Genomic DNA, 25,925 nt, shown 5'->3' on the forward strand with positions numbered 1-25,925 from the left:
GCGGCTCAGACTGAGCCGCTTGGCGTGAGACGCTGCCTGAGCCACGTCCGTGAGATCGTGACGCCATGGACGACATCGTCGCGGCCTGCGCCGCCGACCTGCGCGCGCTCTGCCCGGCCGCCGACGACGCCGCGCTCGAGGCGGCGGCGACCGACCTCGTGCAGCGCTGGCAGCAGCCGCACCGGTCCTACCACTCGCTGCGGCACCTCGCGGAGGTGCTGGCCGCGCTCGGGCGGCTCTCCGCGGCCGGGGAGATCGACGACCGCGGGCTCCTCGTGTGCCGCGTGGCCGCGTGGTTCCACGACGCGGTGCACGACGGCTCGGCGGCGCCCGGCGCCGACGAGGAGGCCAGCGCGGCGCTCGCCATCGACGTCCTTGACCGGCTGGGGGCGGACCTGGCCGTGGTCGAGCGCGTCGCGTCCCTGGTGAGCGCCACGACCGACCACACCCCCAGCGACGACCCTGCCGTGGCGACCCTGCTCGACGCCGACCTGTGGATCCTCGGGGCACCCGAGGCGAGGTTCGACGACTACTGCCGGCAGGTGCGCGAGGAGTACTCCACCGTGGCCGACGACGACTACGCCCGCGGTCGCTCGCAGGTGCTGACCGCGCTGCTGTCCCACGAGACGCTGTACTCCACCGCCACAGCCCGGGGCGCCTGGGAGGCGCAGGCTCGCGTCAACGTCGCCCGGGAGCTCGCCCGGCTGACCTGAGAGCGAGCGGCCGTATGCCGGTCCACCCCCGCTCCCCCCGGGGGCGCGGCGGGGGTGCCGCCCACCGCCACGTCAGCGCTGCTGCAGGAACCAGTCGAGGATCGGCCACCAGAACTGCGCCGAGCAGCGATCGCGGACCTGGTCGAGCGGCACCCACACCGCGTCGTGGACCTCGGTGCGGTAGGGCGTGAGCGAGGGGCCGTCCACCTCCAGGTCCGCCGCGTAGATCGCGATGTGGCAGTGCGGCAGGTGCGGCCAGCGCGGGGACGGGCGGGTCTGGGTGATGCGCTCGTAGCCGATCGGGCGCAGCAGGGACTCCTCGAGCACCAGGCCGGTCTCCTCGCGCACCTCCCGGACCGCTCCGGCCCGCGTGGTCTCCCCGGGCTCGCGGGCGCCGGCCGGAGCCTCCCACCCGCCGCGGGCACGGCTGTGCACCATCAGCAGCCGGTCCAGGCGGTCGAAGACGAAGGCCGCCGCGGCGGAGGTCGTGGCCTCTGGCGGCTCCTGGTCGGAGACGACGACGTCGAGGTGGTGGGGGCCGGCGACGGTCGGCACGACGTCGGCGAAGCGCCCCATCGGGCGCTCCCCCTTGCGCTTGCGGAATCTCAGGCCGCTCGCGTGCAGCATGGCGAGCAGCTCACGACCCTCGACCAGCGTGGCGCCCGCGGCCACGACCTCGGCATGCCGCTCCTGGGGCACGTCGTAGTGGTCCCCGTCGTAGGCGCGCGGGTGCAGCCCCACCGCGGCCGCGAACGCGTGCAGCTCGTCGTAGGACTCGTCGGAGATGAGGTGTGCGAAGTGCCGACCGTGGGCCGGCCACTGCGGACTGTCGATGAAGAGTGTCACGGCGTCACTGTCCCCACACAGGCAGGTTAACCGAGCGGCCCTGTGGATGACCTCGCACGCGGCCCCCGCGGCCGGGGCACAGTGGTCGCACGCCGCTCCGGCCGACCCACCCACCACACGAAGGACACGTCATGAGTGCAGTCTTCTCCGTCGACACCGAGCGCATCTCGGCCGCCTCCGCGGACATCGGCCACATCTCCGCCGAGATCGAGACCCAGGTCGCCGCCATGATGGGCCGCCTCACGGCGCTGCAGGACGCCTGGCAGGGCAGCGCGTCGGCCGGCTTCCAGGGCGTGATGAGCCAGTGGCGCGGCACGCAGTCCCAGGTCCGCGAGTCGCTGGAGTCCGTCAACCGGCTGCTCCAGCAGGCCGGTGTGCAGTATGCCGACACCGAGCAGGCCAACACGGCGATGTTCCGCTGAGGCCCCCCGACTCCCGCGCCGCCACCGGGCTCCGGCGGCACGGGTCGCGGCGCCGTGGGCGGGGGATCCCCCAGCCCGGCCACGGTCACCGCAGGGAGGAGGGCGGGCAGGTTGACCAGTCGTCGGCCTGCCCGCCCGACCCCCCTCACAGCCCGGCGGGCTCGGCCGGCGGGTGCGCCCGGTCGGGGACGTCCTCGCGGGGGCCCCGCCGCGGGCCGATGACGCCGAGGGCCAGCAGCACCCCCACGATGATCACGACGGCGCCGACCGCGCTCGCGGCGGTCGGCTTCTCGCCGTTGTAGAAGAAGGCGGCCGCCGTCCCGATGACCGGGACCAGCATCGACCACGGCGCCACCGTGGAGGCCGCGTGGCGGGACAGCAGGAGGTTCCACAGCCCGTAGCCCGCCATCGACGCCAGGTAGGCCACGAACGCCAGCCCCAGCAGCGACAGCACGGTCACGTGCGCCAGCGCGTGCCGATCCCGGTCCCAGCCCTCCACGAGCAGCGACAGGGCCAGCAGCGGCAGCGGCGCCACGAGGGCCGACCAGACCACCAGCGAGAAGCCCGATCGCGGCGGCCGGCGCCGCGTCAGCACGTTGCCCACACCCCACGAGGCCGCGGCCGCGACCGTCCCGACGAACGGCAGCAGGGGTGCCGCCGCCACGAAGCGCCAGCCCACGAAGGCCATACCGAGCACCCCCAGCGCGATGCCGGCGAGCTGCCACCGCGTCGGGATCTCGTGCAGCAGCACGGCCGCGATCGCCACCGTGAAGACCGACTGCACCTGCAGCACCAACGACGCCAGACCCGCCGGCATCCCGTAGGTCATGGACGTGTAGAGCAGCGCGAACTGCCCCACCGACATCGTCAGGCCGCACGCCACCACCGTCTTCCAGCCGTTGCCGGGCGGGCGCACGAAGAGCACCGCCGGGAAGGCCACCAGCGTGAACCGCAGCGCCGCGAAGAGCAGCGGCGGGATGACCTCCATGCCATACTTCGCCGCCACGAAGTTCACGCCCCAGATGAGGATCACCACGCTCGCTAGGAACACGTCCTTGCGCGGCATCATCAATGGTCTCCTCGGTCGGTCGTGATCAGCGGTGCAGTGTGGTCCGGCCATTGTGCCGGACGCAGCCCTCACACCGCGATCGTGGACCCCTCCCCCGCGATCGTGGACCTTTTGGGCCCCGTGCCGACTGTGAAGTCCGGACACATGTGAGACCGGGATGTCCGGAGAGATCTGAGACTGCTGTTCTAGGCGTGTGGGGCGTGCTTGCCCGGTCGCGCCGTCCTGGGTCCAGTCCCAAGCAGGTGCCCGACTTCGTGGCCGGGCGGATCGTGGCGCTGCGCGCCGGGGCCGAGTTGGACGAGGGCGCGGACTTCATCCGGGCGGTGCTGATCGCCGAGGCCGAGCGCGACCAGTGGGCGAGCAAGGGGCTCGTCGTGCCGGCCCGCTCGACGATCAACCAGGTCCTCAAACGGGCGGGGATGCTGCGTACCAATCCCAAGAAGCGACCTCGGTCGTCCTATCGACGGTTCGCCTACGCCCGCCCGCGGGACTGCTACCAGATCGACGGCACCAACCTGACCGGGCTCGGGTTCGGCACCGGCACGGTGTGCATCATCGAGGTCCTCGACGACGCCACCCGCACCCTGGTCGCCGCGCACGTGTGCGCCGCCGAGACCAGTGTTGACGCGCGGGCCGCGCTGACCAGGGCCATCGCGGCCTTCGGCGCGCCCGGGATCGTCTTGTCCGACAACGGGGCCGCGTTCGCCAGACACTCCCGCGCCGGGGCCACCCCGGCGCCGACCAAGTTCTTCGAGCTGGTCGACCGGCACGGGACACGACTGATCCACTCCAGCCCGTACCACCCGCAGACCTGCGGCAAGTGCGAGCGGCACCACCAGACCAGCAAGCAGTGGCTGACTCGCCGTGTGCGTGAGCTCACCGCCGCGGGTCATCCACCGACCTGCATCGCCGACGTCCAGGCCCTCGTGGACCAGTACCAGGAGTACTACAACCAGCGCCGCTGGCACTCTGCCTTGAACAGCACACCCGCCCAGGCGTGGGCCGAGGCCGCCGCGCGCGGCGATCTCGGCGGCCCGACCCGCCTGCCTGCCCAACGAGACGCTGACATCCGCGCAGCGAAGGTCAGCACCGAGGGCCGCGTCCGTTTCGGCAGGCTGCGGTTCAGCGTCGGACGATCCCGAGCCGGCAGCACCGTCACGATCCTTGTCGACGGCAACCACGCCAATGTCCACGATCACGAGGGCACTTGGATCGGGCACCTCACCATCGACTGGGACACCACCGACCAAGGACGAATCGCGGCCTAACCTGTCTCACATCTATCCGGACACCACGTCTCACATGTATCCGGACAGCACAGCCCCGTGCCGACCACAACCGACCACGATCGCGGACCCCCTCCCCAGATCGTGGACCTCCTCCCCCGATCGTGGACCCTTTGAGCCGTATGGCGACCAAGACCGACCACGATCGCGGGGCGGGGGGCCGGGGGCGGGGGGAGGACCCGGCGGGAGGACGACGAAAGGGTGGGAGCCCTGGGCGATCGTCTCGCCCAGGGCTCCCACCCTTGGTGCTTGCTTCATGCGTCAGTCAGAAGCCTCGCTCCGGACGCTTCGTCAGGAGACTGTGCCCTCTGGGGCTTCTTCCTCGCACTCCGGCTCGGCCATGTCCCTCGTTCCTCGGGACCAGCCCTCACCTACGCGCTTCGTCAGAAGCCCATACCACCCATGTCGTCGCCACCGGGAGCCGCCGCCGCAGCCTTCTCCGGCTTGTCGGCGATGACGGCCTCGGTGGTGAGGAAGAGCGCCGCGATCGAGGCGGCGTTCTCCAGCGCGGAGCGCGTCACCTTAGCCGGGTCGATGATGCCGACCTGGATCATGTCGACGTACTCGCCGGTGGCGGCGTTGAGGCCCTCGCCCGCGGGCAGCGAGCGCACCTTCTCCGCCACGACGCCGCCCTCGAGACCGGCGTTGATCGCGATCTGCTTCAGCGGAGCCTCGGCGGCCACCTTGACGATGTTGGCGCCCACGGCCTCCTCGCCCTGCAGCGAGAGCTTGCCGAAGGCAGCGTCGGTGGCCTGCAGCAGGGCCACGCCACCACCGGCGACGATGCCCTCCTCGACGGCCGCCTTGGCGTTGCGCACGGCGTCCTCGATGCGGTGCTTGCGCTCCTTGAGCTCGACCTCGGTGGCCGCGCCCGCCTTGATGACGGCGACGCCGCCGGCGAGCTTGGCGAGACGCTCCTGGAGCTTCTCGCGGTCGTAGTCGGAGTCGCTGCGCTCGATCTCGGAGCGGATCTGGCCGACGCGACCGGCGATCTGGTCGGCGTCGCCGGCGCCCTCGACGATGGTGGTCTCGTCCTTGGTGACGACGACCTTGCGCGCGCGGCCGAGCATGTCGAGCTCGGTGGTGTCGAGCTTGAGGCCGACCTCCTCGGAGATGACCTGGCCACCGGTGAGGATGGCGATGTCGCCGAGCATGGCCTTGCGGCGGTCACCGAAGCCCGGGGCCTTGACGGCGACGGACTTGAAGGTGCCGCGGATCTTGTTGACGATCAGCGTGGACAGGGCCTCGCCCTCGACGTCCTCGGCGATGATCGCGAGCGGCTTGCCGGACTGCATGACCTTCTCGAGCAGCGGCAGGACGTCCTTGATCGCGGAGATCTTGGAGTTGACGATGAGGATGTAGGGGTCGTCCAGGACGACCTCCATGCGCTCGGTGTCCGTGACGAAGTAGGGCGCGATGTAGCCCTTGTCGAAGCGCATGCCCTCGGTGAGCTCGAGCTCGAGGCCGAAGGTGTTGGACTCCTCGACGGTGATGACGCCTTCCTTGCCGACCTTGTCCATGGCCTCGGCGATCAGCTCGCCGATCTGGGGGTCAGCGGCGGAGATCGAGGCGGTGGAGGCGATCTGCTCCTTGGTCTCTATGTCCTTGGCCATGTCGAGCAGCTCGGCGGAGACGGCCTGGACGGCCTTCTCGATGCCACGCTTCAGGGCCATCGGGTTGGAGCCGGCCGCGACGTTGCGCAGGCCCTCCTTGACCATGGCCTGCGCGAGGACGGTCGCGGTGGTGGTGCCGTCACCGGCGACGTCGTCGGTCTTCTTGGCGACCTCCTTGACGAGCTCGGCCCCGATCTTCTCGTACGGGTCCTCGAGCTCGATCTCCTTGGCGATCGAGACACCGTCGTTGGTGATGGTGGGGGCGCCCCACTTCTTCTCCAGCACGACGTTGCGGCCCTTGGGGCCGAGGGTGACGCGCACGGCGTCGGCAAGGGTGTTCATGCCGCGCTCAAGACCGCGGCGGGCCTCTTCGTCGAAGGCAATCAGCTTGGCCATTCGGGGGGTTCCTCCCACGCGAAACGGATGTGTCGGCCGCATGACGCCCGCGACGGACGACCCACCCCGGCGAGGTTCAGGTCACCTCGCGGCGCGGGCCTCGGCACACGGCCAGGACTTATCACTCTCGATACGAGAGTGCTAAGTACATGATTAGCACTCGGCACACCCGAGTGCAAATGGCGACGGTGCCGTATGCCGGGCGCCTCCGGCGCCCATGAAGGATCCCCACGACGCGAGCTCGCGCAGGCCCTCGAGGCGTTCGACCGCCTGCTGGGCGGGCATACCAGAAGCCCTGCGCAAGGGGCACCCCGAGGCGTTCGACCCAGGCGGCCTCGGCGAGCTCCAGGTGCACGTCGGTCGGCCGCAGCCCGCCTCGCCGCAGCATCTCCTTGAGCCGAGGCGCCACGTCATCGACGTCCAGCAGCGCGGTCGGGAGGTTGACCGAGACGGGGATCCCGCCCGGCCCGAGCCGCCGCAGCGAGGTCACGGTGCCGGACAGGACCCACTCCGTCAGTCGCGTCACGTTCTGCGGGTCCTGGACGAGGCTGCGGAAGTACTCCTCCTGCTGACGGCTCTCGGCCATCGCCTCGCGGAGCCTTCGACGAGCGGGCGCCGACGCGTCCGCTGCATCAAGTATGACGAGCGTGACTCTCCGCGTCTGAAGAAACCGTGTCCGTGACGCCGATCGACCCAGCGTGACCTGCGTCGGCGGGCCGCTCGGGTCCTGTCAGGCCGGTTCCCCGGAGGCCGCGGCCCTCAGCTCGCCGTCGGCCTCGCTGCTCACGGGGTCGTCCAGGTCGTCGACGTAGACCACGACCAGGTCCCGCGCGGGGTTGGACTCGATCTCGCCCAGCAGCCACCGCCACGCCACGAGGTTGGGGTGGTCGACCAAGGTGCAGGCCTCGGCCGGCGACAGGTCGTCGACGGCCCGGCGCAGCACCTCCGCCGACACCGGCAGCGTCTCGGTCGTCCGGCTGTGCCGCACCAGCCGGCCGAGCACCACCGCGGGCAGGTAGCCCGCGCCGCGGTTGACGCACGGGAACTCCCACTCCGGCTCCGACGAGGCCGCGCTGATCCCCACCGCCCACAGGGCCGGCCGACGCCACCCGGGCACGGTGGCCTCGGTGGCGTCGCGCATGGCGGCGAGCTTGTCCGGCGTGTCCCACTGCTCCGTCATACGACCACTCTCCCAGACTCGGGCGGCCGGGCCGGTCAGTCCCTCGATCGGTCAGCCGTATGCCGAGGGGAAGGCTGCGCGGTAGGAGCGCCAGGCCGCGCCGCCGTCGGCCCTGCGGTCGACCGAGTCGGCCGCGAGCACCGCGTGCATCACGGCGCGCGTCACACAATCCGCTCCCGCCTCCTGGACCAGGGCCAGCTCCGGCAGGGAGAGCTCGCGCTCGTGCCCGCCCGAAGCGAGAGCGAAGAGGGTGTCCCCGTCGAAGTAGGTATGCACCGGCTTGAGCGCCCGCGCCAGCCCGTCGTGCGCCACGCCCGCCATCTTGTGGCACTGCGCCTTGCTGAGCCGCGCGTCCGTGGCCACCACACGCCCAAGCACAACGGCAAGGTCGAGCGCTCCCAAGGCCTCATGGACACCGAGGTGCTCTACGCACGCCCCTGGACCAGCGAGGCCCAACGACGGACCAGCATCGGCACCTGGGTCAACCACGACAACTACCATCGACCCCACACCGCCGCCGGCGGCCAACCCCAGCCTCACGCCTCAAAACCAGCGTCAACAACGTCCTGCCGAGTTACACCGAACGGCGCCATGAGGAAGCCGACCGAGGCAAATAACCGTTGATCGTTAATCAACCGCGAGGCTCTGAAAATATTTGATCGCCTGCCGCATATGGTTGTCCATTGCGTGGCGACCGGCAACAGGGTCCTGCGCCCGCATGGCGTCCAAGATAGGGCGGTGGACTTCGAGAGACTCCGTGAGTGTGATCTGCCCCAGGACCTTCTGCGTCCAGACCGTCATCAGGCCCCCGATGCTCCGCAGGATGCCGGCGAGCACCTCACTATCAGCTCCACCAGCGATGGCGAGGTGAAAGTCGAGGTCGCCGCGCACATACGTCGGGATGTCCTCATGTTCAGCGGCGTGACTCATGACGTCGAACGCCTGCTGGATGGCGTCCATCTCTGCGGGGGTCCGCCGGATGGCCGCCAGGCCCGCCAGCGACACCTCGACGTACTGACGGGCCTCTGCCATGGACTCCAGCGAGCGGTCGCCCAGCACGATGCCCCACTCCACCATGTGCGGGATGAGATCGGAGGTGGTGCGTCGTAGGTAGGTCCCGTCCCCTTGGCGTACCTCGACGATCCCGAGCACCGCCAGCGCTTTAAGGGCTTCTCGCATGGTGGAGCGCCCGACGTTCAGCGCCTCGGCCAGGCTTCGCTCGCCGGGCAAGCGGTCGCCGGGCGAATAGTCGCCAGACGTGAAGAGCCCGATGAGTGCTTGAGCCAGTTCGATGCTCGTGCCGGGGGAACGGTGCATGGGCGCGATATCGACCACCCGGGGAGCGGCGTTCATCAGCGTGGACTCCTTGTTCGTCTTCTGCGAGCCTTCAGTATCCCCCACTTTGCGAGACGGGGATCGTGTTCCGGACCTGCGCGAGGCGCTGAGAGGCGGACGCTCGAAGGAGCGACATGTCATTCCCCGGGGTGACGAGATCGAAGCCCTGCCGAGCGAACTCGGCAGCCTCTTCTCCATCCGCGCAGAACAGCCCCGCCTTGAGCCCCCTAGCGTGAGCCCGGGCACAGACGTCCAGAGCAATGCGACGTACCGCATCACCGGCGCGGCCCCCGGCCGGCTCTCCCAGGCTCAGGGCCAGGTCGTTGGGGCCCACGTAGACACCGTAGGCCCCGGATGTGTCGAGAATGGCGTCGAGGTTCTCCAAGGCAGCGGCCGACTCGATCATCAGCCACATCGTCACCTGCTCGTGCGAGCGGGAGGGGTAGTCGGTGCCGCCGAAGAGGAGACCGCGCCCTGGCCCGAAGGACCGAGTGCCCTTGGGCGGGTAGAACGCTGCATCACAGACCGCTCGGGCGATCTGCGGGGTGTCCACCCCGGGAACGATGAGGCCGTAGGCCCCGGCGTCGAGACACCATCCGATCTCGTCCGGATCCGGCGCGCTGGGGCGGACCATGGGGACGGCCGGCGTTCCGCTGAGTGCGGCCAGCATGGCCACGAGCTCGCCCCGCCCGAACAGCCCGTGCTGGGCGTCCACCGTCACGCTGTCGAAACCGACGTGCCCCAGAACCTCTGCGGCGTAGATGCCCGATCCCGAGATCCACCCGTTAACCGCCGTACCACCGTCATCCAGAAGCGTCCGCAGCGTATTGGTCCGCATCAGTCGTCCTCGACGGCGTGCGCCAGAAGGAACGCAGGTGCCACGTAGCCGTCCGCGTCGCGGGACAGACCCTTGTCGGCCACCTGCTGCCAGACCTCGCGGTCCCAGTGCAGGCGGACGCGGCCGTCACCACCGTTGACCACCACCATCTCGGCGTACCGCTCCTCGTCGTCACTCGCCTCCACCACCTCGAAGCGGCGCCAGGAGCCGACGGGGACCGAGAAGGTGTCATGGGGCTCCAGAACGACGGTCTCGGCCTGGTCGCCGAGGTTCAGGGTGACCCGCCACCGTCCCGTCCGGACGATCAGGACCTGGGTCTCGCCGTGCCAGTGCTCCAGCATCCCCTCGCCGACGTGCGCCCTCAGCCAGGCGACGTTAAACGAGTGAGGGTTGGCCACCGGCGGCTCCACGTTGCGGTCCTCAGCCATTCCGTAACCGATGACCGGTGCGAGCTCCGCCCCGCCACCTGGGAGGAGGCTGCAGAGGAAGGGCGCCGTGGACCACTGACGGTCCGCGGCAGTCACCACACGTCGACGCATCTGCTCGGACGTGTAGGTGCGCATCTCGTCGATGATGTCCTGCGGCAGTGGCCGGATCAGATCGACGTCCTCGGGGATCTCATCACCGGCGACCGTGTCGATGAGCCGGTTGTCGGCAGTGAGGTAGAGACCGTGCCCCTCGGCCTCCTGGAGCACCGAGGGACCCCAGATGATTCCGCCGGTGTTGGCCTGGCCGAGGGCGGTGAAGAGCCACCCGTCGTCCTGACCAGCATTGGTGAAGCCGCGGAAGATCCAGGTCGGGACGGTGACGATGTCACCCTCGTGCGACAGGTACTCGCCTTCCTGACCCCCACGACCCCAGCGGAAGAGCCACTCGCCCCGGAAGTTGAAGAACACTTCGGCGGTGAAGTGCATGTGAAGGGAGTTCGTCACCCCGTTCGGCATGGCTGCGGCGCCGATGTTGTAGCCGTGGTCCTCCTGAAGGTTGATCAACTGACCGTCGTTCTGGGAGACGCCACTGCCGATGAGTGCGTAGTTCTCCTTCTTGTCCGATCCAGGCGTGCGGCAGTCGATGAACGCGTTGTTGCAGGAGACGAGGGCTCCTCGGCGGATGGTGCGACGCTCCACCTCCTCGGCGCTCACGTACACCTCGGGACGGGCGGCATGCACGGATTCCATGTCAACTCCTGATCTGGGCGGTAGGAATGGTCGAGCCGTTGAGAAGAGATGCGTTGGACGAGTACCAGCTTGCGATCTCGACCGCGATGCGCTCTGCGGCGTGCAGGACGAACATATGGCTGCCCGGGAGCAGCCGCGCCTGCCCTCTCGGAGCAGCGGTGGCGATGGCGGCATGCGACCCGGGAGGAACAAGGGCATCGTTCACGGCACCCACAGCCAGGACGGGCCCGTCGTAGCACGCGAGTCCGGGCAGCTCGTCGACGCGGGACCGCTGGATACCGAGCTGGTCGATGAACCCCTGGAGACCGGTCTCGGCCGCCATCTCGCGGACGAGGTCTGCGTCGTGTCGCCACCGATGTGTCCCGTCGTCGGGCCCCAACAGCCGTTCGAGGATGGATTCCGCGATGGGGGTCGGACCCTCGGCGGACGCTCGCAGTTCCTGTGCCGCCCAGGCGTCCATCTGGTCCTGACTCGGCGCAGCAGGATTGGTAGCGAGGAGGACCATGCCTCGCACCACGTCAGGGCGCATTCGTGCACTGGCGAGCGCAACCGTCCCTCCCAGGGAGTGACCAACAAGGAGAAGCGGGCCCGCGTCGATCGTGACGGCCTCGACCGCTTCGGTCAGGGACGCCCCTCGAGTGCGGGTTGCGGTGATGGACATGGGCAGCAGGCGAGCGAGCTCATCGGCGAGGCCATCCAGTGCTGCCTCGGTGCACTGGGTGCCCGCGACAAGGACTGCCCTCATGCCGAGGCGCCGGCGAGCGTCGACGGCGGGTTGTAGTCGTCATCGGCAAGGTCCTTGCGGTAGGTCTCCCGATAGAACAGGAGCACAACAACAAAGGAGATGCACGAGATGCCAGCGACGTAGGCCGCGACCGACATGATCGTCCCGGTCCGCAGCACCAGCCAGTCGGCGATGAGCGGTGCCGTGCCGGCGAAGAAGGCGAAGGCGATGTTGAAGGCGATGCCGCCCGAGGAGTAGCGCACCCGGGTGGGGAACATCTCAGCGAGGCAGACCGTGACGGACACGGCGATGAAGAACAGCGGCACCAGGTAGATCAACTGCGCCAGGACTGCGTTGCCGAAACCTCCGTGGCTGATGATCCAGAACGCCAAGGGGACCACGAACGGGGTCAAGGCCGTCGCAGCGAGGAGCATCGGCCGTCGTCCAATGCGGTCGGAGAGACGCCCGGAGGCGTAGAGCAGCGGAATGATGGCGAGCAGCGCGATAGAAGTGGAAAGGGTGGCGGTGCCCAGGCTCAGCCCGTGCTCGCGTCGCAGGTAACCTGGGATGAAGCCCGTCCAGGTGTACGACAGCACAGCATTGGTGATCGCGAATCCCGAGAAGATGCCGATCGCCTTCCCCTGCGTGCGGAACACCTCGCGCAACGGCACGCTCGGCATCTCCTCACTGGCCTGCTTGGTGGAAGCGAACTGCGCCTGCTGCCGGCGGAACTCTGGAGTGTCCTCCACTGCACGGCGCAGATAAAACCCTGTGAAGGTGAGAGGCAGCGCAAGGAGGAAGGGGATGCGCCAGCCCCAACTGGCCATGGCGTCGGGCCCGAGGAGAGCGGAGAGGCCGAAGGTCAGCGCCGTGCCGGTCAACAGTCCGGCGAACACCGAGATGGAAACGAACGAGGTGTAGCGCGCACGCTGGTTGCCCGGGCCGTACTCGACGACGAAGGACACCGCACCCGCGTACTCACCGCCCGCAGCGAGCCCCTGACCAAGGCGCAGCAGCAGGAGAAGGATGGGGGCTGTAACACCGATCTGGGCGTAGGACGGGATCAGACCGATCAGGAAGGTGAGGAAGCCCATGATGATGATGGTGAGCGACAGGATTCGCTTGCGTCCCAGCCGGTCTCCCATCTGCCCGAAGATGATGCCGCCCAAGGGGCGGACCACGAACCCCAGAGCGAGGCCTGCATACGTGGCGAGCAGCCCGAGAGCGGGATCGTCCGAGGGGAAGAACACCGATGCCAGCACAGTCGACAGGGCCGCGTACACCCCGAACTCGTACTGCTCGGCGTAGTTGCCCACAACCCCGGCGAGCACAGCACGACGCAGTTGCGCAGGGGTCGCCTCGGCGGGCGTGTGCGGGTCGACAGCGATGCGCGAGTCCTGGACTCCCCGACCGGACGCTGGGCTGTTGGGTGGAACGAAAGAGGACATCATCGGCTTCTTTCCATCAGGGGGTCTGTCGGCCTACTGGTTGACCGGTCGACCACATGTCGATGGTGACGATACACTTCTTTCCAGGATTGGTCGACCGGTCGACCAATATTCTTGACAGGAGAGCTCATGAGCCAGAACCCCGTGGTCATCATCGACGACGACCCCACCGGTTCGCAGACGGTCGGTCGCGCAGACCTCGTCTTCGACGTCGACCGTCCCCTGGACATGAACCAGCTCAGCCGACCTGGATCCGTCACCTTTCTGCTGGCCAACACGCGGGCCCTCGACGCGACCGCCACCGAGGCGCGCACTCGCCGCATCGCCCGCCAGCTCGCCGCTGCACCGTCGTTCCTGACCGTCATCAGTCGAGGAGACTCGACACTTCGGGGCCACACCATCCTGGAGGTGACGTGCCTGCAGGAGGAGTTCGCCGCAGCTGGGCGCGGGTTCGACCTGGTGCTCTTCGCCCCTGCCTTCTTCGATGCTGGGCGCCGGACCGTCGAGAGTGTGCACGAAGTGTCAGTCCGCGGCGGGTGGACGCCCGTCGCCGAGACCGAGTACGCCGCAGACGCCACGTTCGGGTTCACCCAGTCCCGTCTGCCGGACTACCTGGAGGAGGTCTCGCACGGTGGCGTCACCGCGGACGGCGTCCTTCACCTGGGTCGAGAACTGCTCGATTCCGGAGATCCCGCCGCCATCGCAAAGGTGCTGCTGGGAGCGAAGAATGGGTCATGGGTCACGACCGACGGTCGCGACGCTGCGGACTACAGGCTGGTCGCCTCCGCGGCGCGCCGGGCCCAGGAACAGGGCCGCACAATCCTGTTCCGGGCCGGACCGAGCATGGTGCAGGCTCTCACCGGCCAGCAGAGCCAACCGCCCGCGATCGACGAGAACGGCCGACTCGTGACCGGTACGCCACGCGGCCCACATGGCCCGCACGGTCTTGTCGTCGTAGGTTCGCACACAGCTCGCACCTCTGAACAGTTCGCAGAACTCGTGGCGGTAGGGGATGTGCGCACTGTGGAGCTCGACGTCGACCGGGTCGGCACCCCGGGGTTCGTCGACCAGGTTGCAGCTGCCGTGTCTCGTTCCCTGAAAGAGGGCACGACCGCACTGCACACGAGCCGGTCGCGACGTAGCTCGGGCGACCCGGTCGCAGACCTCGCCACGGCCATGCTCATCAATGATGCTGTCAACGCGACCGTACGCCGCGTCGTAGAGACGGCCCCCGCCTACGTGATCGCCAAGGGAGGGATCACTTCGAACGAAGTGGCGCGCGTCGGATGCCAGATCCACCGCGCAGAACTGCTAGGGCAACTATTCCCCGGGCAGGTCACCCTCGCATGCGCCGAAGAGGCGCCCGATAACCTTCTCGGCCTGCCCTACGCCATCTTCCCGGGCAATGTTGGTGAGCCCAGCGCTCTCGCACACGCCGTCGCGATCATGGATTCCTTGGTCTGCATCGGCTCTGGCCCGGCGGCAGCCGGCCTATGGCACACCGAAGAGCACCCCAGCTCGTGAAGCGTCTCGGGGTTTGCGCCGCTCTATGTGGGGTACCGGCTCCCAGCTGGGGGCGGCGTCTCGGATAGGTGCAAGCGGGGCCCGGTGGTCAGGCTCGGTTTCACCTCTGCCCCCTCGCCCGACCCGAGCCCCGCATCCTGTCCCATCGTGCCACCCTGCCCGTTCCGCTGGTCGTCGAACCCGGCTCCAGCCGACCGGCTGAGCCATCAAACCCACCCTCCGGACATCCCGGGGCGGTTCACCCAGACTCGGGCGGCCGGGCCGATCAGTCCCTCGATCGGTCAGCCGTATGCCGAGGGGAAGGCTGCGCGGTAGGAGCGCCAGGCCGCGCCGCCGTCGGCCCTGCGGTCGACCGAGTCGGCCGCGAGCACCGCGTGCATCACGGCGCGCGTCACACAGTCCGCTCCCGCCTCCTGGACCAGGGCCAGCTCCGGCAGGGAGAGCTCGCGCTCGTGCCCGCCCGAGGCGAGGGCGAAGAGGGTGTCCCCGTCGAAATAGGTATGCACCGGCTTGAGCGCCCGCGCCAGCCCGTCGTGCGCCACGCCCGCCATCTTGTGGCACTGCGCCTTGCTGAGCCGCGCGTCCGTGGCGACCACGCCGATGGTCGTCGCCATGCCCGGCATCCCCGCGAACCGCTCGGGCAGGCCGGCGGCCACGGTGCGCGCGGCGGCGACCTCCTGCGCCGACGGCGGCATCAGACCGGCGAGCTCGTCGTCGAGCTCGTGACGGGCGCCCCACAGCTCGCCGGTGGTCTCGTCCACCGCGGACCCGATGGCGTTGACCACGCACAGGGCGGCCACCGTGACACCGTCGTCGAGCACGCACGACGCCGAGCCCACGCCGCCCTTGAAGCCGCCGACCTTGGCCCCCGTCCCGCCGCCGACGGCGCCCATCGGCACCGGCCGGGCACCCGAGTCGCGCGCGTCGGCATACGCCGCCTGGCCGTCCCGGAACCCGGGGTGGTGACGCCAGTCGCCGCCCCGCCCCAGGTCGAAGACCACGGCCGCGGGCACGATCGGGACGACCTGCCCGGGCGCACCCATGGGCCACCCGATGCCGTCCTCGAGCAGGCCCTGCACGACGCCGTCGACCGAGGCCAGACCCAGGGCGGAACCGCCGGAGAGCACCACGGCGTTGACGCGGTCCACGAGGTTGCGGGGGTCGAGCAGGTCGGTCTCGCGGGTGCCGGGGGCCGCGCCGCGCACGTCCACTCCGGCGACGCAGCCGCCGTCCGGCGGGAGCACGACGGTGGTCCCGGTCAGCCAGCCCGGCTCGTCCCGGGTCGCGTGACCGACCCGGAACCCGGCGACGTCGACGAGGGTGTTGGTGGGTCCGGTGCGCATGGCGGCGAATCTACCCCCGCGCCCGCGGCACGGCCCAGGCATGCCGATGGCCCCCGTCCTGTGGGAGGACGGGGGCCTACGGGTCCGTGGGGGTCAGAGCTGGACGCCGAGCCGTCGTGCTGACCTCGCGCGCTGTCGCTGGGCGCGCATGCGCCGCAGCCGCTTGACGAGCATGGGGTCGTGCTCCAATGCCGCCTGCGTGTCGATCAGCGCGTTGAGCACCTGGTAGTAGCGCGTCGCGCTCATGTCGAACAGCTCCTTGACGGACTGCTCCTTGGCGCCGTCGTACTTCCACCACTGCCGCTCGAAGGCGAGGATCTCGCGCTCCCGGTCGCTCAGGGAGGCGACGGGGCGCTCGGCCGACGTGGGGTGCAGGGCGGCGCTCATGACCACCAGGGTAGCGGCCGAATCACACGCGTGTCATTCGTGCCGCCACCCCGGTCACCCACATGGTCCCCGGTCACTCGGTCTGGATCGCCCGCAGCACGTCCATGCGGGCGGCGCGGTGGGCGGGCCACAGGGCGGCGAGCACACCCACGACGCCCGCCACCACGAGGAAGGCGACGAGCTGCAGCCACGGCACGTGCAGGTGCAGGCCGTCGCCCTCGAGCGCCCGGATGAGGGCGTAGCCGAAGACGAGGCCCATGCCGAGCCCGAGCACGGAGCCGAGCAGGGCGATCGCCACGGACTCCAGGCGCATCATCCGACGCAGCTGGCCGCGCCCCAGACCGATGGCGCGCAGCAGCCCGATCTCACGGGTCCGCTCGATCACCGACAGCGCGAGCGTGTTGATGATGCCGAGCACGGCGATGATGATCGCCAGCAGGAGCAGGCCGTAGATCATCAGCAGCAGCTGGTCGATGCTCTTGGCCTGGGCGTCGGCGAACTCCTGCTGGTCCTGCAGGGTCACCATCGGCAGGTCCTTGACGACCGCCTCCAGCCTGGCGCGCGCCGCGGCCTTGTCGGTGCCCGGGGCGAGGTCGACGGTCACCTGGCTGTCGACGGGTGGCACGCCCGCCCTGGTCAGCGTCCCGAGGGTGGTCACCACGCCCCCGCCGGTGCCGTCGGGGTGCGAGGACAGCGCGACGACGGTGAGGGGCAGCGGCGTGTCGCCGAGGGTGTAGTCCACGCGTTGGCCGACCCGCCAGCCCTTGTCCGCCGCGGTCTTGCGGTCCACGATCATCGTGCCGTCGCGGAAGTCCGCGAGGGACCCGGCCACGATCGTGCCGGCGAGGATCTTGTCGAAGTCCTTCTCGCCGATGGCCCCGACGGTCTCGGGGGCGCCGCCCAGCTGGGCCCGCACCATCCGGTAGCGGTGCACCCCGGCGACCCCCTCGACCTTCGCGGCCTGGTCCGCGATCGTAGGCGAGAACGGCTGGAAGGTCGGGTTGGAGTAGAGGTAGTCGCCGCGCAGCGCCTCCTCGATGCCGTTGCGGGTGCTCGTCTTGGCGGACTGGCCGAGCACGGCCATGGTCGTGACGAGGGTCAGCCCGATCATCAGAGCCGAGGCGGTGGCGGCCGTGCGGCGTGGGTTGCGTATGGCGTTCTGCTCCGCCAACGCACCGACCTGGCCGTAGGCCGCCCGGTAGAGGCGGCCGAGCGCCCACAGGACCGGCTTGCCGAGGATCGGGGAGATGAAGGCGACGCCGAGCAGGGTGAGCAGCGCCCCGGCGCCGACCCACCAGACGCGCTGCGGCGCACCGTCCCAGAACAACCCGGCGAGCAGCGCGCCGACCCCCAGCCCGGTCATGACCGAGCCGAGGACGATCCGGCGACCGAGGTCGGACCTGCCGGTCATCGCGTCACCCGTCATGGCGGCCACGGGCGGCACGCTCGAGGCCTTCCGGGCGGGGGCATAGGCAGCGAGCATCGTCACGAGCAGCCCGACGGCATACGCCGCGAGGACCGGCGCGGGCGTCAGCCGCGGCCGCACCGAGCCCATGTCCAGCCCGACGGCCGCGAACAACGCCGCGATCGCCATCGCCACGCCCAGCCCGAGCACCAGGCCGAGGGTGGACCCGACCAGGCCGACCACGAAGGCCTCGAAGAGCACCGACCGCCGCACCTGCACCCGGCTGGCGCCCATGGCCCGCAGCAGCGCCAGCTCGCGCGAGCGCTGGGCCACCAGGATCGAGAAGGTGTTGACGATGAGGAAGGACCCGACGACGAGGGCGATGAAGGCGAAGACCAGCAGGAAGGTCGAGATGAAGCCGAGCGACGAGGCGGCCGAGTCCTCGTTGCGCTTCGCCAGCGTCGTGCCGGTCACGGTCTCGAAGCCGGTCGGCGCCACCGCGGACACCCGCTCGGCCAGGGCGTCGACGTCCTGACCGGGCTTGGCCGTGACCCACGCCATCTGCCAGGCGTCCTGGCCGCCCATCCATTGGGTCTGCGCGGTCCTGGCGTCGACCATCGCGTAGGTCGCGCCGCCCGTGGACTCCTTGGCACCCCAGAGCACCGTGCCGACGATCCGGACCGGCATGGACGGCTTGGCGCCCGAGCTGGCGATGGTGATGGTGTCGCCGAGCCGGTAGCCGGACCGCGACAGCGACGCGGGGTCGATGGCGACCTCGCCCGCCCCGGAGGGCATGCGCCCGGACTTGATGACCATGCCGGGCTGCCCGCCGTAGGCCGGCGCGTCGACGACGTTGCCGCCGATCGCCGGGGCGCCCTGGCCCCCGATCACCTTGCCGTTCTTGCCGATCAGGAAGGCGTCCGGCACGGTCACGACACCGATGGCCGACTGCACGCCGTCCACCTTGGCGATCGCGTCGACCTGCTTCTGGGTGATGGTGCCGCGACCCTGACCGCTCAGGACCTCCTGGTCGCTGACCCGCATCTGGACGTTCACGTCCGCGACGGTGCCGTTCATGATGCCGTTGAAGGTCTGCTGCAGCATGTCGGTGAAGACGAGCGAGCCGGAGACGAAGGAGACGCCCAGCACGATCGCCAGGGCGCTCATGAGGAGGCGAAGCTTGCGCCCCAGCAAGGACTTCCACGATGCGCGGAGCATGGCTCAGGCCTCGCTCGTCGGGGTCTCGCGGCGCGCGCGGACCATCTCGTCGAGGTGCGACATCGTCTCCAGCACCGCCTCGCGGCTGGGGTGCTGCTGCTCGCTGACGATCTGGCCGTCGGCGAGGAAGACGACGCGGTCGCAGTAGGCCGCGGCCACCGGGTCGTGGGTGACCATCACGATGGTCTGGCCGAACTCGTCGACGCTGCGCCGCAGGAAGCCCAGGATCTCGGCGCCGGAGCGGGAGTCCAGGTTGCCGGTCGGCTCGTCCGCGAAGATGATCTGCGGCTTGCTGATCAGCGCGCGGGCGCAGGCGACGCGCTGCTGCTGGCCGCCGGACAGCTCGGACGGCTTGTGCCGCAACCGGTCTCGCAGCCCGACGGTGTCGATGACGGTGTCCCACCACTGCGGGTCGGGCTTGCGCCCCGCGATGGACAGCGGCAGCAGGATGTTCTCCTCGGCCGTCAGCGTCGGGATGAGGTTGAAGGCCTGGAAGACGAAACCGATGCGGTCGCGCCGCAACTCGGTCAGGTCCTTGTCGCGCAGCCCGCCGATCTCGGTGTCCCCCACCATGACTCGACCGGAGGTGGGGGCGTCGAGCCCCGCGGCGCAGTGCATGAGGGTGGACTTGCCGGAGCCGGACGGCCCCATCACAGCGGTGAACCTCCCCTGCTCGAAGGCGATGTCGACGCCCCCCAGCGCGACCACGCGGGCGTCGCCCTCGCCATACACCTTGGTCAGCCCGGCGGTGGAGGCCGCGACCCCCACCCCTCCCTCCGGCAGGCCGTATGCCGCCGGCCCGCCGTCCTGCGCCGTTGCCGCCTCGCGCCGGCCCCTGCTCCGGCTGGTGAACAGTCCCATCGTCGTCCCCCTGGGCGTCGCCCTGGTCGCGCGGGCCCGTGGCTCGAACCCGCCGTCGTCTCGACGCTAGCCCCCTCCCGTAGCGTCAGGTCCAGGGGAACGACCCTGGCTCTTCCCTGAGAGCACCCGGAGTGCGGGTCCCGGCGAGCGAGCGGGCGGGTCCCGGCGCGTGGGCGAGCGAGCGGATCCGGCAGACGCCCGGTCCGGCCGACCCGGCGTCTATGGTGGTCGCCGTGACGCCACCCCACCCGCTCGCCGACCTGGTGCACCCGACCTGGGCGGCCGCCCTCGAGCCGGTCGCGGACGACATCCGGCGGATGGGGGACTTCCTGCGCGGCGAGCTCGCCGCGGGCCGGCCCTACCTGCCGGCCGGCACCGACGTGCTGCGGGCGTTCGCGCGGCCGCTGCCCGACGTGCGGGTGCTGATCGTCGGCCAGGACCCTTATCCCACACCGGGTCACGCGGTCGGGCTGTCCTTCTCGGTCGCGCCGGACGTGCGCCCGATCCCGCGGTCCCTGGTCAACATCTACACCGAGCTCGTCGCGGATCTCCGTGTCCCCCAGCCGAGCTCGGGCGACCTGTCGCCCTGGGCCGACCAGGGGGTGCTGCTGCTCAACCGCGTGCTCACGGTGCAGCCGGGCAAGGCCGCGAGCCACCGGGGCAAGGGGTGGGAGCAGGTGACCGCGTGCGCCATACAGGCACTGGCCGCCCGGGGCGGTCCGCTCGTCGCCATCCTCTGGGGCCGCGACGCCCGCAACCTCGCGCCCCACCTCCCCGGGGTCCCGTGCCTCGAGTCCGCCCACCCCTCACCGTTGTCCGCGCACGCCGGGTTCTTCGGCTCGCGACCGTTCAGCCGCGCCAACGCCGCCCTCGAGCAGCAGGGCGCCGACCCCGTCGACTGGAGGCTCCCATGAGCATCGCCCACGAACCCAAGGCCTGGTCCCGCTACGTCGCCATCGGCGACTCCTTCACCGAGGGCATGTCCGACCCCGACCCCGCCGACCCGGGGCGGTATGCCGGGTGGGCGGACCGCCTCGCCGCCATGCTCGCAGTGGTGGCCGCCAAGGACGGGCGCGAGCTGCGCTACGCCAACCTCGCGATCCGCGGCCGGCTGCTCGACGACATCGTCGGCCGGCAGCTGCACGACGCGCTGGCGCTGGGCCCGGACCTCGTGTCGATCGTGGCCGGCGGCAACGACATCCTGCGCCCGCGGGCCGACATCGACGCGCTCGCGTCGCGGCTGGAGGACGCCGTCGCGCAGATCCGCGCGACCGGCGCCGACGTGCTCATGGCTACCCCGACCGACCCCTCCGGCGCGCCGCTGGTCGGCCTCACCCGGGGCCGCGTCGCCACCTACATCGCGCACATCTGGTCCATCGCGCAGCGCCACGACGCCTACGTCCTCGACCAATGGGGCCTCACGCCGCTGCAGGACTGGCGGATGTGGTCCGAGGACCGCATCCACATGACCCCGGACGGCCACGAGCGGGTCGCCGCCGAGGCGTTCCGGACGCTGGGCTTCGCACCCGAGCTCGCCGAGTGGCGCACCCCGCTGCCGCCCATGGCGGCGCCCGCCCGCTCCGAGCAGCTGCGCGAGCACGCCCAGTGGGCGCGGGAGTACGTCGGGCCGTGGGTGCAGCGGCGCCTCACGGGTCGCTCGTCGGGGGACGGCCGGCTCGCCAAGGCCCCCACCCTGGAGGTCGTGGACCCGCGACGGCCCTTCGCCCCCAGCCGGCACTGAAGGGCACCCCTGCGCCGGCCCACCGGCCCGTATGCCGCCAGCTCGCATGCACAACGCCGCAAACCTGCAGGTCGCCCGCTCGATCGGGGCCGTTGTGCATGCGAGTCGGCGCTCGGGACGCTCCTTCGAGCCGTCCCGGGCCGCCCCTGTGGACAAAGCCCCGAGCCTGCCACCGCGCCCCGGGCATCCTGACGCCATGGACGCACCCACCGCCCTGGCGCACCTCGGACACGTCGCCACCCGTCGCGAGCTCCTCGCCCTCTGCACGTCCGCCGAGCTCGCCGACGCCCTGCGATCCGGCCAGGTGGAGCGCCTGAGCCAGCGGCGCTACGTGTCGCCCGGTCTGGACGGCGAGCGTCGCCTCGCCCAGCAGCACGGCGGCGTCCTGTCCCACGAGAGTGCTGCGCTGGGGCACGGCATACGGGTCAAGCACCGACCCACCAAGCCGTGGATCTCCGTGCCCCGCCACCGCTCGGACGCGGGGCACGACCCACGCTGCTGCCACCGGCGGTTCCGCGAGACGACGGAGGACGATCGTGCCGCCGGGGCCACCTCACCCCTGCGCACGGTCCTCGACTGCGCCCGCGACCTCGCGCTCGACCGCGCGTTGTGCGTGGCCGACAGCGCCCTCGCCCAGGGCATGATCGACCTGGCGGAGCTGCGCTCGGCGGCAGGTGCGCTGCGCGGGCCCGGCTCGGCCAGGGCGCGCCGCGTGGCCACGCACGCCTCGGCGGCCGCCGCCAGCCCACCGGAGTCCGTGCTGCGAGCCATCGCCCTCGAGTCCGGCCTCGACCTCACGCCGCAGCTCCCGATCACCGACTGCGGCCGGTGGATGCGCGTCGACCTGGGCGACCCGGAGCTGCGGCTGGTCCTCGAAGCCGACTCCTTCGCCTGGCACGGCGACCGGCTCGCGCTCGACCGCGACTGCCGTCGCTATGACGTCCTGACCGTGTGCGGGTGGACGGTGCTGCGCTTCAGCTGGGAGCAGATCATGCACGAGCCGGCCTTCGTGCACTGGTGCCTCGCGCACGTCAGCCCCGGGAGCGCGGGAGAGCCCGTGCCGCGCCCACCTCGCGCGCCGGCGCGCAGCGCCCCGAGCGACACGTGGGCCTGACCGAGCGTGCGTATGCCGCCAGGGCCGCCACTCGGCCGCCGCCAGGCTGCGCCGGGCTGCGGCGCGCGGGTGTGCGGGGGGCGGCGGGCTCCGGCATACTGACCGGTAACCGACGCGAAGGAGCGACGCGATGAAGCTGGGCCTGGGACTGGGCTACTGGGGAGCCGGCCGACCCGACGGGGTCGAGGAGGCCGTGCAGGCCGCCGAGGAGAGCGGGTTCTCGAGCGTGTGGACCTCCGAGGCCTACGGGTCCGACGCCCTCACGCCGCTCGCGTGGCTGGGCGCGCGCACGACGCGGCTCACCCTCGGCACGGCGGTGTGCCAGATGAGCGCCCGCACCCCCGCCGCGACCGCGATGGCCGCGATGACGATGGATCACCTGAGCGGCGGCCGGTTCGCGCTCGGGATCGGCGCCAGCGGCCCGCAGGTCGTCGAGGGGTGGTACGGCCAGCCCTACCGCCAGCCGCTCGCCCGCACCCGCGAGTACGTCGACATCCTGCGCCAGGCCATGCGCCGCGACGTCGTCCACCACCAGGGCCGGCACTACCAGGTGCCGCTCGAGGGAGGCACGGGTCTCGGCAAGCCGCTCAAGTCCACGCTGCACCCGGTCCGCGACACCATCCCGATCCTGATCGCGGCCGAGGGCCCCAAGAACGTCGCCCTCACCGCCGAGATCGCCGACGGCTGGCTGCCGCTGTTCTACTCCCCTTACGAGGACTCCTTCTACCGCCGCTGCCTCGACGAGGGTTTCGCCGCGCGCGGTGAGCGCCCGACCGACTTCGAGGTCGCGCTGCCGGTGCAGATCGTGGTGGACGACGACGTCGAGAAGGCCGCCGACCGGCTGCGCCCGCACGTCGCGCTCTACGTCGGCGGGATGGGCGCCAAGGGCGCCAACTTCCACTACGAGGCCGTGGCGCGGCTCGGCTTCGAGGCGGAGTGCGCCCGCATCCAGGAGCTCTTCCTCGCCGGCCGCAAGGAGGAGGCGGTCGCGGCGGTCACCACCGAGATGATCTCGACGATCGCTCTCGTGGGCCCCGTCGCCAAGATCCGGGACGAGCTCGCCGCCTGGGAGGACTCCCTGGTCACGACCATGGTCGTCCACGGCGACGCCCGGGCGGTGCGCAAGATCGCGGAGCTGGTCCTCGGCTGACCGGGCGCGCAGGCCGTATGCCGCCGCGCTCCGCGCGGGGTCCCCACCTACGCCCTTCCGCCACGTCAAGTCCTATCTTGGGGGCATGCCCGCAGAGCGCCTGATGCCCAACGACGAGTCGCAGGACCTGATCGCCCTCACCCGCGAGATCTGCCAGGACCAGCTCGCCCCCCAGGTCGACGCGATGGAGGCGGCGCACGAGTTCCCGCGCGACGTCTTCCGTCTGCTCGGCCGGTCGGGGCTGCTGACGCTGGCCTACCCGGAGGAGCTCGGCGGTGGGGGCCAGCCCTATGAGGTCTACCTGCAGGTGGTCGAGGAGATCGCCTACGCGTGGATGTCGGTGGCGGTCGGGGTGAGCGTGCACTCCCTCACCTGCTTCCCGGTCGCGACCTTCGGCACCCCCGAGCAGCAGGAGCGGCTCCTCACGGGGATGCTCTCGGGCGACCAGCTCGGCGCCTACTGCCTGTCCGAGCCGCAGGCCGGCTCGGACGTCGCGTCGATGACGACGCGCGCATCCCGCGGGGACGACGGTGACTACGTCCTGCGCGGCACCAAGGCCTGGATCTCCCACGCCGGGCACGCCGACTTCTACACGACCTTCGCCCGCACGAGCGACGAGGGGTCCAAGGGGATCTCGTGCTTCGTCGTGCCGGGTGACGCGGCCAACCTGACCTTCGCCGAGCCCGAGAAGAAGATGGGGCTGCACTGCGACACCGTCGGGCAGGTCTACTTCGAGGGCGTCCCGGTCGCGGAGGGCCGCCGGGTGGGCGTGGAGGGCCAGGGCATGCCGATCGCCCTGGCGGCGCTGGACGGCGGCCGGCTCGGCATCGCGGCCTGCGCGACGGGCCTGGCCCAGGCGGCGCTGGACGTGGCGGTGCGCTACGCCAAGGAGCGGGTGCAGTTCGGCCGGACGATCGGCGAGTTCCAGGGCTTGGCCTTCCTGCTCGCCGACATGGAGGCCAAGGTGCAGCAGGCCCGCGCGACCTACCTCCTGGCGGCGCGGATGAAGGACGCGGGACGCAACGTCGGCAAGCAGGCGTCCGTGGCCAAGCTGACGGCGACCGACGCCGCCATGCAGGTCACCACCGACGCCGTGCAGGTGCTCGGCGGCGCCGGCTACACGACGGACTTCCCGGTCGAGCGCTACCTGCGCGAGGCCAAGGTGACCCAGATCTTCGAGGGCACCAACCAGATCCAGCGCCTGGTCATCTCCCGGGCGCTGCTGCGCGGCTGACCCCGCCGCTCCCCACCTCGAGCCCACACGGACAGGACAACTCGTGAAGATCACCGCCCAGACCGTCGCCCTCGTCACCGGTGGCGGCTCCGGCCTCGGCGAGGCCACCACCCGCGCCCTGCACGCCGCCGGCGCCGCCGTCGTCATCGTCGACCTGCCGGGCTCGCGCGGCGAGCAGGTCGCGGCGGAGCTCGGCGACCGGGTGCGCTTCAGCCCGGCGGACGTCCGGGACGAGGCGCAGGTCCAGGCGGCCGTCGACGCCGCCGCCGAGCTCGGCGAGCTGCGGGTCGCGGTCTCCTGCGCGGGTGTCGCCACGCCCGGCCGGGTCGTCGGCCGCAGCGGCCCGCTCCCCCTCTCGACCTTCCAGACCGTCGTGGACATCAACCTCGTCGGCACCTTCAACGTCCTGCGCCTCGCCGCCGCGGCCATGATGGGCAACGAGCCCGTCGACGGCGACCGCGGGGTCATCGTCAACACCGCCTCCATCGCGGCCTTCGACGGCCAGGTGGGGCAGGCGGCGTATGCCGCCTCCAAGGGCGGCATCGTCGGGCTGACGCTCTCCGCCGCGCGCGACCTGGCGGACAAGGCGATCCGGGTGATGACGATCGCGCCGGGCACCATGGAGACCCCGATGATGGCGGGCATGCCCGAGGAGACCAAGGCCTCCCTCGGCGCCATGGTGCCGCACCCCTCCCGGCTGGGCCGCCCGGAGGAGTACGCCTCGCTCGTGGAGCACGTCGTCGCCAACCCGATGCTCAACGGCGAGGTCATCCGGCTCGACGGCGCGCTGCGCATGCCGCCGCGCTGACGACCGCGCTGACGACCGCTGACCCGCACCAGATCCTGGACAGAGGGCACGCTCCGTGACGGAGCGTGCCCTCTGCGCCTTGAGTGACGTGT

The 25,925-nt window shown here is 70.9% G+C and carries 25 protein-coding genes and 1 pseudogene; 11 read left to right on the forward strand and 15 right to left on the reverse strand.

What is annotated here, in order from left to right; all coding sequences use genetic code 11:
• Positions 1–65 precede the first annotated feature (65 nt).
• Positions 66–713 carry an HD domain-containing protein gene (locus ADJ73_RS00935; RefSeq protein ID WP_050346697.1) on the forward strand — a complete coding sequence of 216 codons (648 nt, stop codon included), beginning with the start codon at positions 66–68 and terminating at the stop codon, positions 711–713.
• A 72-nt stretch (positions 714–785) separates the two neighbouring features.
• On the opposite strand, the gene ADJ73_RS16385 is transcribed toward ADJ73_RS00935, so the two are convergent.
• Positions 786–1,559: a DUF4031 domain-containing protein gene (locus ADJ73_RS16385; protein WP_082176647.1), complete on the reverse strand. Its 774-nt coding sequence runs from the start codon at positions 1,557–1,559 to the stop codon at positions 786–788.
• Between the two features lie 131 nt (positions 1,560–1,690).
• On the opposite strand from ADJ73_RS16385, the gene ADJ73_RS00945 reads away from it, so the two are divergent.
• Positions 1,691–1,981 (forward strand): WXG100 family type VII secretion target, encoded by a 291-nt coding sequence (locus ADJ73_RS00945; protein ID WP_050346698.1) that lies wholly within the window; start codon positions 1,691–1,693, stop codon positions 1,979–1,981.
• 145 nt (positions 1,982–2,126) lie between these two features.
• Here the strand turns inward: ADJ73_RS00945 and ADJ73_RS00950 are convergent, their stop codons facing one another.
• Positions 2,127–3,050, reverse strand: a complete 924-nt coding sequence (locus ADJ73_RS00950) for an EamA family transporter (protein ID WP_050346699.1) — start codon at positions 3,048–3,050, stop codon at positions 2,127–2,129.
• Positions 3,051–3,292: 242 nt separating this feature from the next.
• Here ADJ73_RS00950 and ADJ73_RS00955 point away from each other — a divergent pair, with 242 nt between their 5' ends.
• Positions 3,293–4,318, forward strand: coding sequence for a DDE-type integrase/transposase/recombinase (locus ADJ73_RS00955; RefSeq protein WP_050346700.1), 1,026 nt, complete (start codon positions 3,293–3,295; stop codon positions 4,316–4,318).
• A gap of 401 nt (positions 4,319–4,719) precedes the next feature.
• Here the strand turns inward: ADJ73_RS00955 and groL are convergent, their stop codons facing one another.
• The 4 genes from groL to ADJ73_RS17380 all read right to left on the reverse strand — a co-directional run bounded on the left by groL (position 4,720) and on the right by ADJ73_RS17380 (position 7,888).
• Positions 4,720–6,345 carry a chaperonin GroEL gene (gene groL / locus ADJ73_RS00960; protein ID WP_050346701.1) on the reverse strand — a complete coding sequence of 542 codons (1,626 nt, stop codon included), beginning with the start codon at positions 6,343–6,345 and terminating at the stop codon, positions 4,720–4,722.
• 121 nt (positions 6,346–6,466) lie between these two features.
• Complete coding sequence (locus tag ADJ73_RS00965) at positions 6,467–6,931, reverse strand: EAL domain-containing protein (RefSeq protein WP_050346702.1); 465 nt, start codon at positions 6,929–6,931, stop codon at positions 6,467–6,469.
• A 144-nt stretch (positions 6,932–7,075) separates the two neighbouring features.
• Positions 7,076–7,525: a hypothetical protein gene (locus ADJ73_RS00970; protein ID WP_050346703.1), complete on the reverse strand. Its 450-nt coding sequence runs from the start codon at positions 7,523–7,525 to the stop codon at positions 7,076–7,078.
• A 51-nt stretch (positions 7,526–7,576) separates the two neighbouring features.
• Positions 7,577–7,888 carry a P1 family peptidase gene (locus ADJ73_RS17380; protein ID WP_441293945.1) on the reverse strand — a complete coding sequence of 104 codons (312 nt, stop codon included), beginning with the start codon at positions 7,886–7,888 and terminating at the stop codon, positions 7,577–7,579.
• On the opposite strand from ADJ73_RS17380, the pseudogene ADJ73_RS17385 reads away from it, so the two are divergent.
• Positions 7,889–8,142: pseudogene (locus tag ADJ73_RS17385) on the forward strand (integrase core domain-containing protein); the annotation flags it as partial.
• Positions 8,143–8,152: 10 nt separating this feature from the next.
• On the opposite strand, the gene ADJ73_RS00980 reads toward ADJ73_RS17385, so the two are convergent.
• From ADJ73_RS00980 to ADJ73_RS01000, 5 genes are all read right to left on the reverse strand, one after another.
• Positions 8,153–8,878 (reverse strand): FadR/GntR family transcriptional regulator, encoded by a 726-nt coding sequence (locus tag ADJ73_RS00980; protein WP_050346705.1) that lies wholly within the window; start codon positions 8,876–8,878, stop codon positions 8,153–8,155.
• A gap of 34 nt (positions 8,879–8,912) precedes the next feature.
• A complete protein-coding gene (locus ADJ73_RS00985; protein ID WP_050346706.1) occupies positions 8,913–9,698 on the reverse strand; it encodes an HpcH/HpaI aldolase family protein in 786 nt (261 codons plus the stop codon).
• Positions 9,698–10,876 (reverse strand): hypothetical protein, encoded by a 1,179-nt coding sequence (locus ADJ73_RS00990; RefSeq protein WP_050346707.1) that lies wholly within the window; start codon positions 10,874–10,876, stop codon positions 9,698–9,700. The genes ADJ73_RS00985 and ADJ73_RS00990 overlap by 1 nt, the downstream gene beginning before the upstream one ends.
• 1 nt (position 10,877) lies before the next feature.
• Positions 10,878–11,537, reverse strand: coding sequence for an alpha/beta fold hydrolase (locus tag ADJ73_RS00995; RefSeq protein WP_172669670.1), 660 nt, complete (start codon positions 11,535–11,537; stop codon positions 10,878–10,880).
• 80 nt (positions 11,538–11,617) lie between these two features.
• Positions 11,618–13,048: an MFS transporter gene (locus ADJ73_RS01000; RefSeq protein ID WP_050349174.1), complete on the reverse strand. Its 1,431-nt coding sequence runs from the start codon at positions 13,046–13,048 to the stop codon at positions 11,618–11,620.
• Between the two features lie 129 nt (positions 13,049–13,177).
• On the opposite strand from ADJ73_RS01000, the gene ADJ73_RS01005 reads away from it, so the two are divergent.
• Positions 13,178–14,572 carry a four-carbon acid sugar kinase family protein gene (locus ADJ73_RS01005; protein ID WP_050346709.1) on the forward strand — a complete coding sequence of 465 codons (1,395 nt, stop codon included), beginning with the start codon at positions 13,178–13,180 and terminating at the stop codon, positions 14,570–14,572.
• Between the two features lie 281 nt (positions 14,573–14,853).
• On the opposite strand, the gene ADJ73_RS01010 is transcribed toward ADJ73_RS01005, so the two are convergent.
• From ADJ73_RS01010 to ADJ73_RS01025, 4 genes are all read right to left on the reverse strand, one after another.
• Positions 14,854–15,915: a P1 family peptidase gene (locus tag ADJ73_RS01010; protein WP_050346710.1), complete on the reverse strand. Its 1,062-nt coding sequence runs from the start codon at positions 15,913–15,915 to the stop codon at positions 14,854–14,856.
• Positions 15,916–16,008: 93 nt separating this feature from the next.
• Complete coding sequence (locus ADJ73_RS01015; protein WP_050349175.1) at positions 16,009–16,302, reverse strand: DUF3263 domain-containing protein; 294 nt, start codon at positions 16,300–16,302, stop codon at positions 16,009–16,011.
• Between the two features lie 73 nt (positions 16,303–16,375).
• Positions 16,376–18,925, reverse strand: a complete 2,550-nt coding sequence (locus ADJ73_RS01020) for an ABC transporter permease (protein WP_050346711.1) — start codon at positions 18,923–18,925, stop codon at positions 16,376–16,378.
• 3 nt (positions 18,926–18,928) lie between these two features.
• Positions 18,929–19,786: an ABC transporter ATP-binding protein gene (locus ADJ73_RS01025; RefSeq protein ID WP_082176650.1), complete on the reverse strand. Its 858-nt coding sequence runs from the start codon at positions 19,784–19,786 to the stop codon at positions 18,929–18,931.
• A gap of 221 nt (positions 19,787–20,007) precedes the next feature.
• On the opposite strand from ADJ73_RS01025, the gene ADJ73_RS01030 reads away from it, so the two are divergent.
• The 6 genes from ADJ73_RS01030 (at position 20,008) to ADJ73_RS01055 (ending at position 25,833) form a co-directional block, all read left to right on the forward strand.
• Positions 20,008–20,700: a uracil-DNA glycosylase gene (locus ADJ73_RS01030; RefSeq protein ID WP_050349177.1), complete on the forward strand. Its 693-nt coding sequence runs from the start codon at positions 20,008–20,010 to the stop codon at positions 20,698–20,700.
• On the forward strand, positions 20,697–21,527 hold the full coding sequence (locus tag ADJ73_RS01035; RefSeq protein ID WP_050346712.1) for an SGNH/GDSL hydrolase family protein: 831 nt from the start codon (positions 20,697–20,699) through the stop codon (positions 21,525–21,527). The genes ADJ73_RS01030 and ADJ73_RS01035 overlap by 4 nt, the downstream gene beginning before the upstream one ends.
• A gap of 196 nt (positions 21,528–21,723) precedes the next feature.
• Positions 21,724–22,641: a DUF559 domain-containing protein gene (locus ADJ73_RS01040; RefSeq protein ID WP_050346713.1), complete on the forward strand. Its 918-nt coding sequence runs from the start codon at positions 21,724–21,726 to the stop codon at positions 22,639–22,641.
• 130 nt (positions 22,642–22,771) lie between these two features.
• Positions 22,772–23,791 (forward strand): LLM class F420-dependent oxidoreductase, encoded by a 1,020-nt coding sequence (locus ADJ73_RS01045; RefSeq protein WP_050346714.1) that lies wholly within the window; start codon positions 22,772–22,774, stop codon positions 23,789–23,791.
• A gap of 85 nt (positions 23,792–23,876) precedes the next feature.
• Positions 23,877–25,025 carry an acyl-CoA dehydrogenase family protein gene (locus ADJ73_RS01050; RefSeq protein ID WP_050346715.1) on the forward strand — a complete coding sequence of 383 codons (1,149 nt, stop codon included), beginning with the start codon at positions 23,877–23,879 and terminating at the stop codon, positions 25,023–25,025.
• A gap of 43 nt (positions 25,026–25,068) precedes the next feature.
• Positions 25,069–25,833 carry an SDR family NAD(P)-dependent oxidoreductase gene (locus tag ADJ73_RS01055; protein ID WP_050346716.1) on the forward strand — a complete coding sequence of 255 codons (765 nt, stop codon included), beginning with the start codon at positions 25,069–25,071 and terminating at the stop codon, positions 25,831–25,833.
• Positions 25,834–25,925 lie beyond the last annotated feature (92 nt).

The organism is Arsenicicoccus sp. oral taxon 190 (genome assembly GCF_001189535.1).
Lineage (GTDB): Bacteria > Actinomycetota > Actinomycetes > Actinomycetales > Dermatophilaceae > Arsenicicoccus.